This is a genomic window from Embleya sp. NPDC005575 (assembly GCF_040605455.1).
Lineage (GTDB): Bacteria > Actinomycetota > Actinomycetes > Streptomycetales > Streptomycetaceae > Embleya.
Genome location: NZ_JBEXCV010000084.1, coordinates 1 through 11,998, shown reverse-complemented (window position 1 = coordinate 11,998; position 11,998 = coordinate 1). Strand labels below are relative to the sequence as shown.

At 70.2% G+C, this 11,998-nt stretch carries 9 protein-coding genes; 2 read left to right on the top strand and 7 right to left on the bottom strand.

Annotation, left to right across the window (positions count from 1 at the left end; translation table 11 throughout):
- Nucleotides 1-16 precede the first annotated feature (16 nt).
- From ABZS54_RS25535 to ABZS54_RS25520, 4 genes are all read right to left on the bottom strand, one after another.
- Nucleotides 17-604: an NUDIX hydrolase gene (locus ABZS54_RS25535; RefSeq protein ID WP_355540467.1), complete on the bottom strand. Its 588-nt coding sequence runs from the start codon at nucleotides 602-604 to the stop codon at nucleotides 17-19.
- A 55-nt stretch (nucleotides 605-659) separates the two neighbouring features.
- Nucleotides 660-3,662: a serine protease gene (locus ABZS54_RS25530; protein ID WP_355540464.1), complete on the bottom strand. Its 3,003-nt coding sequence runs from the start codon at nucleotides 3,660-3,662 to the stop codon at nucleotides 660-662.
- Nucleotides 3,663-3,713: 51 nt separating this feature from the next.
- The gene (locus ABZS54_RS25525) at nucleotides 3,714-4,052 is read right to left on the bottom strand and encodes a trypco2 family protein (RefSeq protein WP_355540461.1); all 339 of its coding nucleotides are present in this window, start codon (nucleotides 4,050-4,052) and stop codon (nucleotides 3,714-3,716) included.
- A 140-nt stretch (nucleotides 4,053-4,192) separates the two neighbouring features.
- A complete protein-coding gene (locus ABZS54_RS25520; RefSeq protein WP_355540458.1) occupies nucleotides 4,193-4,792 on the bottom strand; it encodes a TetR/AcrR family transcriptional regulator in 600 nt (199 codons plus the stop codon).
- A gap of 119 nt (nucleotides 4,793-4,911) precedes the next feature.
- Between ABZS54_RS25520 and ABZS54_RS25515 the strand changes: the two genes are divergently transcribed.
- The gene (locus ABZS54_RS25515; RefSeq protein ID WP_355540455.1) at nucleotides 4,912-5,322 is read left to right on the top strand and encodes an organic hydroperoxide resistance protein; all 411 of its coding nucleotides are present in this window, start codon (nucleotides 4,912-4,914) and stop codon (nucleotides 5,320-5,322) included.
- 160 nt (nucleotides 5,323-5,482) lie between these two features.
- Here the strand turns inward: ABZS54_RS25515 and ABZS54_RS25510 are convergent, their stop codons facing one another.
- On the bottom strand, nucleotides 5,483-7,345 hold the full coding sequence (locus ABZS54_RS25510; protein ID WP_355540452.1) for a PIG-L family deacetylase: 1,863 nt from the start codon (nucleotides 7,343-7,345) through the stop codon (nucleotides 5,483-5,485).
- A gap of 602 nt (nucleotides 7,346-7,947) precedes the next feature.
- Between ABZS54_RS25510 and ABZS54_RS25505 the strand changes: the two genes are divergently transcribed.
- Entirely contained in the window at nucleotides 7,948-10,359 is a 2,412-nt protein-coding gene (locus ABZS54_RS25505) for a tetratricopeptide repeat protein (RefSeq protein ID WP_355540449.1), read from the top strand.
- A gap of 176 nt (nucleotides 10,360-10,535) precedes the next feature.
- On the opposite strand, the gene ABZS54_RS25500 is transcribed toward ABZS54_RS25505, so the two are convergent.
- On the bottom strand, nucleotides 10,536-11,180 hold the full coding sequence (locus ABZS54_RS25500; protein ID WP_355540446.1) for a restriction endonuclease: 645 nt from the start codon (nucleotides 11,178-11,180) through the stop codon (nucleotides 10,536-10,538).
- A 676-nt stretch (nucleotides 11,181-11,856) separates the two neighbouring features.
- Nucleotides 11,857-11,998: chaplin family protein (locus tag ABZS54_RS25495; RefSeq protein WP_355540524.1), on the bottom strand; the 142-nt coding region annotated here is incomplete at its 5' end.

The following is an 11,998-nucleotide window of genomic DNA, read 5'->3' as shown; positions in this document are numbered from 1 at the left end:
CCGGACAGGGGCGCAGTCACGACGGATCGGTCGGTGAGCGATCGGCGGCCAGCACGAGTGCGAAGGCCGCGAGCGTGACCCCACACGTGACTCCGCCCTGCCCCAGCAGGTCCAACATGCCCTCGTGGGACACCCACACCGGTTCGGCCACCGACTCCATCACCTCGGGCCGGGCCGCCTCGACCGGCCCGGCGACGACGGTCGCCGACACGACGTGTACCCCACTCTCGATCAGCCCCGTCTCCGCGTGCAGGAGGCCGATGTCGCGGGTCGTCACCGCGATCAATCCGGCCTCCTCGCGCAGTTCGCGTGCGGCGGCCTCCTCGGGGCTCTCGCCGACCTCGCAGCCGCCGCGCGGAAATTCCAGCGAGGCCGCGCCCAGCGGATATCGGTAGGTGGGCACGAGCGCGATGCCGGCCGGTCCCCGAGCCACCACCACCACGCCGGTATGCGCCCACTGCCAGCGCAGGTATTTGCCCGGTCGGCCGGCCGGCGACAGGACGTCGTCGTTGTAGAGCCGGCCGAAGCGGTTGCCGAACACCTCGATCGCCTTGTGCCTTCGTATCGGGGCCGGGGACCCCGGCGTCTCCTGGTCGATCGGCATGTCGCCATCACCCTTCCCATCCGGGATCCGCCGGATACGCGATTCGCGAGCAAGGTCACGCGTCATGATCGTGCTCCACGGCCAGACGCGCCAACCAAATCCCCTGCTCCGAAGCGAATTCCCCGAGGCGACCGGAAAGTTGGGCAAGTGCTCGCAACAGCGTGCGCTGCCGGGCGTCGCGCTGCGCCATCACCCGCCCGGACGCCACGGCGGGCAACGCGGTACGCAACGCGACGGCCTCGCGCATGACGAGGTACGCCTCCCGCTCCCGGTTCGCTCGGACCAGGGCGCGCGCCAGCGCGTGCAACCCCTCCGGCAGCCGGGCCAGATACCGTCCGGGCTGCCGCTCGGCCACCACCCGCAGCACCTCGACGAGCCGGGTCGCCGCGGTGACGGCCCCCTCCCCGGTCCGGAACCTGGCCTCGACCAGCACCTCCAGGCACGTCACGAACGTGTCGTCGTGCCGGGTTCCGGGCCGCGCCTCCATACACAGCGCCACCGCGCGCGACGCCTCGTCGGCCGCGGCGTAGACCTGACCGTCGGCGAGGCGCAACGACACGAGGGTGCTCAATGCCGCCGCCGTGTCGAGCCGGCGCCACGAACACAGCGCTTCGTCGCCCGTCGTCAGAGCCTCGTCAAGCAGCCTCCAATAGCGCTCGACCGCGTCCCGGCCGTGCACCAACGCGGTGGTGACCGCGCCGCTGCGGTACAGCAACAGGGCCAGGTTGTTGAGCACGGCCGCGTATTCGGTGGCGTATCGCCCGGTGCGTCGATACAGGTCGGCGGCGAGCAGTGCGGCCTTGCGGGCGGCATCCAGCGCGGCCTCACCGTTGCCTGGGGCATCCAGGTCGCCCAGCCGAAGACTCAACCGCGAGAGCAGCCGCAGCTGTTCCGCCTGGACGGCCACGGTGAGCGTCGCGCTCGCGGGCTCCAGCAATCGACCGAACGTCAGCGCGGCCACCTCGGACAGGCCCGAGGGATAGTCCGGCAGCCGCTCCTCGACCGCGCGAAGTACCTCCGGATCGCAGGTCTCCAGTACCGGCACCATCAGGGCGCCCAGCGGCTCGGCGTGCGGCAACGCCTCAGCGCCGACCACGAGCGCGGGCAGCAGCACGGCCGGGTCGTGCTCCGCTGCGGCGGCGAGGGCGGCATCCATCCGTTGGTAGGCGCGGTGCCCTTCGACCCGCCCGGTCCCGGTGCAACCCCGAGCCCGGGCGAATACCTCGATCGTCCGGGCGGCGGTGGCGATCCGATCGTGGATCGCTGCCCGGTCCGGCGTATCCAGGATCGCGGCCAGATATGCGACGACGTTGCCCGAGCTGATCTCCGACTTGAACACCCGACGCACCAGGATCTCGCCGATGCGATCGGGCTCCATCGGAGCGACGCCCGCGTCCTCGCCGGGGTAGAGCGTCCGCAGGCACGCGTACACCGCGAAGACGTCCGGCTCGGGGGTAAGCGCGAACGCGCCCCGGCACACCCGGAGCAGCAGGGCCTTCAACTCGTCCGGGTCCCGCCCCGGGGCCAGGGTGGGAACCACCAGCAGCCCCTCCGAGACAAGCGCGCCGAGCGTCCCGGTGAGCACCGATCCCTCGGGGAGTTGACCCTTGAGCAGGGCCGACCAGGCGTGCAACTCGTGCTCGGAGATGCGTGTCAGCGGATCGTCGGTCTCGGTCCAGGTATCGCCCTGTCGCATGGTCAACACTGCGTCCAGTGCGAGCGCGAGCACGCTCAGCGGTGAATCCGCCGTGGCCGCCCGGGCGTCCAGGGTGTGGGGAACGGTCAACCACCGACAATCGAGGTGTTCGGCGAACACCTCGAAGGCCAGGGCCGCAAGGGAGTTCGTCCCGCCCGGATCGAGTCGGCCGGTGAGCGGCTTCTCGTCCGCGTCGGCGGGCATCCCGCGAACCGCGCTCAGCGCCTGCCACAGCGGCTCGACCGAACGGGCCGGCAACAGGATCCGCAGTCGCGACGGTTGCGGGGGATGGTTGTCCAGGTACTCCAATAACGCGGAGATGCACGGCACTTGGCCCTCCGCGTAGTCGAGGACCACCAGGACCGGAATCCCCACGGCCAGCGCGGCGACGAGCTCGGCCTGCCATGCCTTCTTGGCGGGCGCACCCACCGCCACGAACCCGGCGTTCCAGCCTTCGTCCCGAAGACGGCGACACAGCTGCGCCGCGAGTCTGGTCTTGCCGGCTCCGCCGGGCGCGTGCAACAACCGCAACGCCAGGTCCGGTTCGCTCGTGCACCACGCGTACAGCTCGGCGACCTCGGGACGGTCCACGAACGGCATCACGTCGCCGGCGAGCAACCCGGCCGGGGTCGCGGGCCGTTCGCCCGCCGCGCCCCGCTCGCGGTGCGACCGGAAGAGCCGCTGCTGCCGGGCGTCGAGCAGCACCGCGATGTCGCGCCACCGGGTACCCGGCACGTGCGCGTCCGCGTTGCGGCGGACCGTCTCGGGCAGATGCGCGGCCACGGCACCGATCGGGATCAGCCAGCCGCCGCGCTCGTCGTCGACGTCCCGGGACGACTTGAGCACGCCACAGACCCGGCCGGTGCGCGGATCGAGCACCGGAGACCCGCTCAACCCGCGCAGCACCTGATCGCTCTTGACCCGGGTGAACCGTCCGCTGGGGCCCGCGACCACGAGGTCGAGGGTCTCCGGCAGGCGCAGGCCCTCCAGGCCCTCCCGGCTGTACCCGTAGGCGGCCACCTCGTCGCCGCGCAGCGGTGGCCGCTCACCGAGCCAGACCCCGATGCTCTCGACGGGGGTGCGCAGACGCAGCTCGGCCAGGTCGGGGAACGGGAAGATCCCGCCGGGGGTTTCGGTCGGGATCTGCTGCACCACCTCGACCTCGATCCGTGCGCCCGCGAGCGACACGGACAGTTCCGTCGAGCATCCGTGTACCACGTGCGCGCACGTGAGCACGGTGTCCCCGGCGACCAGGAAACCGGTCCCGAGATAGCGGCCCGGCGTGCGAATGCGCACCACCTCGCCGACGATCACGTCGTCGAGCCGCGCAGCGAGGAGCCGTTCGTCGTCGTCGCCGTACATTTCGGCCTCCGCTCCCGGTGAACCGATGCCTCGATACGCGATCGTGCGCGGTCAGAACTCCTCCGAGTCCGCGTACCCCGCCGCCTCGCCGGCCCCGGTGTCCACCGGCGAACCGTCCGCCCGCCGCGGGTCCAGCCGAACCGTGACGTGATGCGCGGCCTTCGCCGCCCGCTCGCCTCGCCCGTCCAGGCTCGCCACCCCGAATCGCAGGCCGCCCCCGCCGCCCTTGGTCCGGGTCAACTCCATCCCGAACTCGACGGTGATCTCGCCGAGTCGAAACCGCACGTCTGCGCCGGCGCTGCGCCGCTGGGCCTCGGTGACCTGGACTCGCAACAGCTCGATGGCATCCGCCAGATCGAGCCAGTCATCCGCATCGGTATTCGCACTCATCGGACCCCCAGCACTGCACCATCGGTCACCGGATTCGGACCGTGTGTGCCCAGCTTGGCATTCCTCGACGGCGGTTCGCGCAGTTTCCGTCGGCCGAATGGACGTCGTGCGCGGTTTCGCGCCGTTGGGGGAGGCGTCGTCTATGCGGTGTCGCCCGGTGGGCCGAGTACACGGCCCAGGGCGTCGCGCACGATGTGGCGCATGGTGTGGGCGTCGTCCAGGTAACAGCCGACGGCCAGGCCGTCGCGCAGCAGCATGAGGATGTCCGCGGTGGCCCGGGGGCGGGTGTCGCCGGCGGCGGTGAGCAGATCGGTCAGCATCGTGCGGAACCAGGTGCGGTGGTCGAGGACGGCGGCGCGCACCGGGTGGGCGGTGTCCGGGAATTCGGCGGCGGCGTTGATGAACGGACACCCGCGGAAGCCGGGTGCGCGGCCGATCTCGATCATCAGGTCGAAAAGCCGCAGCAGGATTTCGCGCGCCGGCATGTCGGCCGAAGCCGCTCGCAGCGTCGCGACCGCGCGACGCTGCGAGCGGTACTGCTCGTCGAGGTACGCGTGGACCAGTTCGTCCTTGGATGAAAAGTGGTTGTAGAACGTCGCCTTCGCCACGCCGGCTTCGGCGATGATCCGATCGACGCCCACGGCGTGCACGCCGTGGGCGTAGAAGAGCGTGGTCGCGGTGTCCAGGACCCGGCGGCGGGCCGGACTCTCGCGGGGGCGGTCGGAGGCTGTCGTACGCACACCTTGACGATACCAGACAGATCTGTCTACATTCGATGACGTGGGCGGTAGACAGAAAGATCTGTCTACTACCACTCGCCACTGCTATGCGTCCATCACTACTCGGAGAAGGCGGGACCATGAGTCTCTACACCGCGATCGCGACCTCGGCTGGACGGGACGGACGGGCGGTGAGCTCCGACGGGCAACTCGACGTCGAACTCGGCCTGCAGAAGGAACTCGGCGGGGACGGTGTCGGGACCAACCCCGAGCAACTGTTCGCGGCGGGATACGCGGCCTGCTTCGCGAGTGCGATGCAACTCGTGGCGAAGCGCCGGAACGTGGATGCCGCCGACGCCTCGGTGACGGCGGAGGTCGGCCTGAACGCCAACGGCGACGGCGGGTTCGGCCTGAGCGTGACGCTGCGCGTGGAGTTGCCGGAACACCTGTCCGCAGAGCAGGGCCGCGCGCTGATCGAGGCCACCCACCAGGTCTGCCCGTACTCGAACGCGACCCGGGGCAACATCCCGGTCGAACTCGTCGTCGAGTAGACCCGGTCGTCGGTCGTCGGTCGTCGGTCGCCGGGCGGAGCGACCGGAAACCGGCGAGAGTCCCCGATCGTTGGGTCGGGGACTCTCGCCGCCCCATCCGGGGCCGATCGCAAGCCGAGGCGCCGAGCGGGCCCGGACGGTGACTGCCGCCTACGGCCGCTCAGCCGATGAGGCTCCACGCGGAGAATGGCTCGGTGGGGGATCCGGCGTCCTGGTGGGCGTAGTACAACATGCCGTCGGTGCCGATGTGGAACATGGCCAGCCGTCCGTCGGCGCGGGCCACCACGGCGGGCGAGTCGATCAGCGTGGCGGGGATTCGCTGCCACCCGCCGAATCCGGATCCGGAGGTGGAACCGGTCTGCCAGTCCAGCGTGATGCCCGAATCGTCGTTGCGCGTGTACAGCAGGATCCGCCGGTCCGAGCCGGACGCGACCAGCGGCTTGCGGGTTCCGCCGGTGTTGCCGAGGGTCCCTGTCGTCTGTTGCCAGGCGCCGGCGACGTTCAGTTGGCTCACGACCGCGACGTCACCGGTGTCGGCCGCCCGGTAGAAGACCCGGATCGGGCCGCCGCCACCGACCACCGCACTGGGAGCGCTCGCGACGTTGTTCGCGACCAGGTAGGGGTTGTGCGCGAACGTGCCCTTGGAGTCGGTCTGGTACCACGTGGCCAGACGTCCCTCCCGGCTCTCTTCGTTCACGATGGTGGAGGCGAACAGTTCGATGTGGCCGACGTCGTTCAGGACCGCGCTGAGCCCGTCCTGGACCCCGGTGCCGCCGATGTCCTTCCAATCGAGGTCCCACCACCCGTTCGTCGGGTCGGCCTGGTAGACGGTGCTGACGCCGCCCCCGCCGTTCTTGACGAAGATCTGGAGCATGCCGTCCGCGTTGCGGACCATGATCGGGGTGCCCACCTGCGGTCGGTTCGCCACGCCGAGATTGTCGTTCGGGTTGCCGAAGTCGCTCCACGACGCCGCGAAGTTCCCGTTGGCCGAGGTCTGGTGGATCGTCACGATGTGATGGTCGTTGAGCCTACGGCCGAGCAGTTGCAGCCGGCCGTCGTAGTTGGGGGCGACGGACAGACCCGGAGCGAGTGGACCGCCGGGCCACGGCATCTCCTGCGCCGGGCCCCACGAGCCATTGGTGGACTGCCGCCAGGTGACGACCTTCTCGCCGATCACGGCGAACGCCTGAAGAGTGCCGTCCGCATTGCGGCCGACCCAATTCGAACCCCTGGACCACCGCTCTTGAGCGGGATCGCGCCAGGGTTCATCGCCTCGCGCCCCGGTCGCGATATCCGTGTAGGCGCCGACCGCCGCCCGCTTGTTGTACAGATCGTCGGCGGCCAGATTGTTCGGGCCCGACCCGACGTTGTAGCCCCGGTAGGACGTGACGAACAACCTGGCGCTCTCCGACGCGCTGTAGCGGGCGACCGCCTCGTTCGCGTATCGCGCCGAAGCGACGTGGTCGTGATGATCGTTGAGGGCGAGGTCGGTTCGATAGCGATTGTCCGGCAACGCGTCCAGGGTCCGCAGCGAAGCCGGCCGATATTCGCGGATCAGCTGATGGATCGCGGTGACGACATCCGCTCGGTGATAGGTGAAGCTGTCGTCGACACCGGTTTCGGTCGAAGCCGGATTATTGGTGATGCAGAACGGACTCTCGCCGTTCTGGAGCTGGATCAGGCAATCATCGTCAGGCAGGTTGAGAAATACCAACCGAATATCGTCACGCTCGTCGAGCGTGTACACCTCCGCGCGCCCATCGGCCACGGCGATCGAGGATCCGGTCCACGAGGAGCCCCATTTCTCCGCCATTGCGGCATAGGCGGCCATGGCGCCCTGCTGTCGCGGATGCAACCCGTCCTGCTTCCAGCCGTCCGTGAGGTACACCGTCGTCGACGGCGCCCCCGCCCGTATCCCCTCCAGAAGTTCGGGATTCATGAAGAACAGGTCGTCATCGGGATGAGCGACCACCTGCATGAAGCCGTCCGGAGCCGCGAGCGGATCCGCGGATACCGGCCCCATGCCACCGAGGGTCAAACCCAGGGCAAGCCCAACAATGCCGATCACGCGATACAAATGGGATCGCACGCGTACTCACCTTTCGTCGTCCACATCGAGCCCGTATCGTTTCGCCCGGCCCGGAACAAGTCAACAATCATAGGGCTGGCCCCTTTTCCCCCGAATCCCATTCCGTCCCACACCGACCGACATTCGCGGAGGAATACGACACGGGAACGGCGGTATCCGCCCGTCCCGCGAAAAGGGCCGCCGAGTGTGAGATTTTGTCTCGCCCGCCAAATCGCGCACAACGTGCCTTCCGAAGGCTCGTCCGACCGCCCGAAAACCCTGCCGCACGCCGACGCCTTCGGTACCGCACGCCGCAAGACCGAGGCTGGCGGCCTGTTCGTGCCACATCGTGCGGGTCCGGCCGAGTGTGTGCGTGCGCAGCCGTGCCGGCACCTCGGTGTCGCCGTCCTCCACCGGCGAGGTATGCCTTCCCTCGGTGGGGTTGTCGGGAGCGGTGTGCAATCCGTGCTGTTGCGCGCGGGACCGAATCGGGTAACACGACGCCTCCGGCCCTGGTGTACTGGGAGTTCGTACGCTCGACAAGGAGGAAGGTTCCGGTGCGATGGCGACGCGGCCGCAAGGCCGCCCCCGCCGGGACGGGGCTGCCCGCAGGAGAACCCGGCCGACCGGGCGACCCAGCGGCGGTCGTGGTCGCGTCGGGGGATGCCCGCGCGCGTGGTGGCGGAACGGCGACGACCGGCCACCGCGGTGCGGCGCCGACCGGGGTGTCGGTCGCCGGCAGCGGCGACGCGAGCGCCACCGGCGGTGGACTCGCCAACACCGGCAGCATCCACGCCCACCAACTCCACGTCAGCGTCAAGGCGCGCGAGCCGGTGCCGTGGCCGTTGTGCCTGGGCGCCGTACCCGCGCCGGCCACCGCGTTCCAGAGCCGCGCCGAACCGCGGGCAGCGGTCGACGCGGCGCACGCCGACCCGGCGACCGTCGTCTCGACGCAGGTGTTCTCGGGAGGCGGGGGTGTCGGCAAGACCCAGCTCGCCGCGTCCTGTGCCCGCCAAGCCATCGCCGCAGGAACCGAGTTGGTGGTGTGGGCGGACGCTGCCGATGCGGCCCGAGTGATCGCGCTGTACGCGCGGGCCGCCCACCTGGTCCACGCGCCCGGTGCAGGCGGCGACGACGCCGAAGCCGACGCGAAGGCGTTCACCGCGTGGCTGGCCACCACCCGTCGGAGTTGGCTCGTCGTTCTCGACGACATCACCGACCCCGACGGCATCACCCCTTGGTGGCCGCCGACCTCACCGTCCGGAAAGGGCCGGGTGCTGGCAACCAGCCGTTTGCGCGACCCGCGCCTGTCGGGTGGTAGTCGTACCGTCGTCGACATCGGTGGCTATACCGTGCACGAGGCCGACCGCTACCTACGCGAACGCCTCACCCACGACCGCGCCGGCCACCTCCTCGATGCCCACCTCGCCGGCCTCGCCGAGGAACTGGGCCTGCTGCCCCTCGCGTTGGCCCACGCGGCCGCATACATGATCGTTCAGGACGTGACCTGTGCCGAGTACCTCACCCGTTTCCGGGACAGCCGCACGCGGCTGGGTCATCTCATGCCCCGCCATGCCGACACCGAAGGCTACGGACGCGAGGTCGACAGCACACTCCTACTCGCCCTGGACGCCGCCCGACACCAAGAACCCCAAGGACTGGCAAATCCGGCCCTCCGCCTGGCCGCCCTTCTCGATCCCGCCGGTCATCCACGGGAACTGTGGGGTACGGCTCCCGTCCTCGCCTACCTGACCGCCCATCGCAGTCCCGGAGTTCCGTCCGGCGCAGCCCGGGTCGACGCCGACCAAGCGCGTGCGGTGATCCGGCTGCTGCACCGCTACAACCTCCTCACCGACGAATCCGCCGCCGGCCCCCGCGCGGTTCGCCTCCACGCCCTCACCGCCCGCGCCGCCCGCGAGACCGAACTTCCCATCCGCACCCGGGACGCCGCCCAGGCGGCCGCGAGCGCGTTGCTGAATCTGTGGCCGGACGCCGACCACACCCACCCCGATCTCACCGCCGTGCTGCGTGCCAACACCGACGTCCTCACCACAACCACGGGCGACGACCTGTGGCACTCCGGCGCGAATCCGGTGCTCTTCCGCGCCGGCGAGAGCCTGCTCCACATGGGACTCAACACAGCCGCGGTGTGCCATTGGCGACGTGCAACCGACGACGCCGAGCGGCTGTTGGGCGCGGAACACCCCGACACCCTCACGGCACGGGGCCACCTTGCCGCCGCGTACCGGCTGGTGGAGTGGACGGACGCGGCCATCACGATCGGCGAACGCGTCGCGGAGCAGCGCACGCGTCTTCTGGGTGCGGAACACCCCGACACCCTCACCGCGTGGGCCCACCTTGCCGCCGCGTACCGGCCGGCCGGCCTTACGAGCGAGGCCATCACGATCGGTGAACTCGTAGCCGAACAGAGCCGACTTCTCCTGGGCGCGGAACACCCCCGGACCCTCACCGCGTGGGACGACCTCGCCACAACGTATCGGGTCGCGGGGCGAACCGAGGAGGCCATCACGATCGGCGAACGCATCGCCGAGCAGAGCCGCTGTCGTCTGGGCGCGGAACACCCACAGACCCTCGCCGCGCGGGCCAACCTGGCGACCTCGTACCGGCTCGCCGGTCGCACCCGCGAAGCCATCACCATCGAAGAGCGCGTCGCGGAGCAACGCGAGCGTCTTCTGGGCCCGGATCACCCGCATACCCTCGACACGTTGGCCAACCTCGCCACCTCGTACTGGTTGGCCGGGCGCATCGCCGAGGCCGTCACGATCGGCGAACGCGTCGCACAGCAGCGCGAGCGCCTCCTCGCCGCGGGACACCCGGACATCCTGACGGCATGGAGTTTCCTCGCCGCCTCATACCGGCTGGCAGGACGGACCGCCGAGGCCATCACGATCGAGGAACGTGTCACCGAACAGTCGATGCAACTGCACGACCCGACGTCTTCGTCGTAAGGGGAAGGTGAGCGTTGGGGCGCGGGATTCGGGTGACCGGGCGTGGTGCGACGGCCGCGGTGCCTTTTCGTGTTCGAGGCGCATCGCAGGCGCCTTGCGGACCTCGCCGGTCCTGGCGCTCCCGGTAAAAAGGCTGCGCCGTCGGCCCGACGGGACGACGATCGACCGCTTGTCTGTCATGCTCCCAGACCGCCTACACCGGACGGCGGCGCGCCGGTTGGCGTGGAGCCCACCGGCGCGGCCGCTCCGCTCCGCAGTATCGTCGCGAGGTCGGTGCCCGCCATCCACCGCCCCAGTGCCCGCCGGTCGAGGGTCACGATGTCCTGGGTCCGGGCGAGCCGACGAGCGGGCGCCGTGAACCGGGAGTTCGTGACCAGTATCGCGACGTCGGCACCGTGCACGGGCCGCGCGGTTCCAACGAAACGTTGCATATCGGGGCTGCCGACGGCACGTGTCCTGCCGAGCCGCTTGCACTGGATCACCAGGTTGCGCCCGTCGGGGAGCCGAGCCACGACGTCCGCCCCCAAGTCGCCCGCGCCACCGCTGACCTCGACGTCGAGGCAGGCATCACGACGGCACAACTGCGCGACGTGTTCCTCGAAGCGTGTTCCCGTCATGGCGTCGACGGCGGCGAACGAAACCGGCCGCGACCGCGTGCTCGATCGCGTACGGGGCGACCAGCGCCGCCGCTCGGACCGAACCGTCGGCCGGAACAGGCCGCATATGTACAGGACGCCGATCACCAACACGGCGATCACCACGATTGCGCGCAGGAGTTCCCAGTCCTGTCGCAGGCCGCAGTACGCCGCGACGACGCACACGGCCGACGCCAGACCGAGGAATGTCCGGTCGGGCCGGAGGAATGCGCCGGCCCGTGACGGCCGATCGGCGCCGTGCCCGAGGGGCCTTCGATCGGACACGGATCCGGCGTCGTGGGTCGAAGGCCGTGTCGTGCTCATGGTCCGCTCCCTGTTCCGTGCGCGAGGCCGGGCATCGAGCCCGCTCGGGCGGATTCCCCGCTGTCCCGCATTCCCACCCGGGCACACCGTGCCGGGGCAACTCGGCGACGTGTCAACGACGTTCGAGGTTCCTTTTCGTTGCCCGCGATCACCCGTTCCAACCGTGTCGCGACGTAGCCCGCGCGTTGGTGGGCGAGCGCCGGGCCGGCGCCGGCCCGGCGCGTCGAAGCGGCATCGCGGCGCGCGGCGAGAACGGAGCCTCGGCGCACACGCGAACAGACGCCTTGGCGACGGCACTTGACGCGAACGCGAACGAACGCTGTCACCGATGCCCCGGCGCCGAGTCGGGCGCCGATGTGGCGCACGGACCGGCTCGACAACCGCATCCGCGCGTGCCTCCCGCCTGCCGGATCGTGCGGCGTGTAGGGCGCGCCGTGCGGAGTGGGGCCGGGCGTGCCGAGACCCCCGCGGGATGCAGGCGCGGGGGTCTCGGGTGTCGGACGTGGAGGAACGTCCGAAGAGGGTGTCGCCTCGGGGGTCAGCCGTGGTTGCCGCCGAAGTCGGCGTTCTTGTGGCCCTCGTGGTGGTCGTCGTGCCGGTCGTCGTCCCCGTCGACGTTGAGGCAGGTGTTGCCGATCGTGGGGTTGAGGATGCCGACGATGTCGACGGTGTTCCCGCAC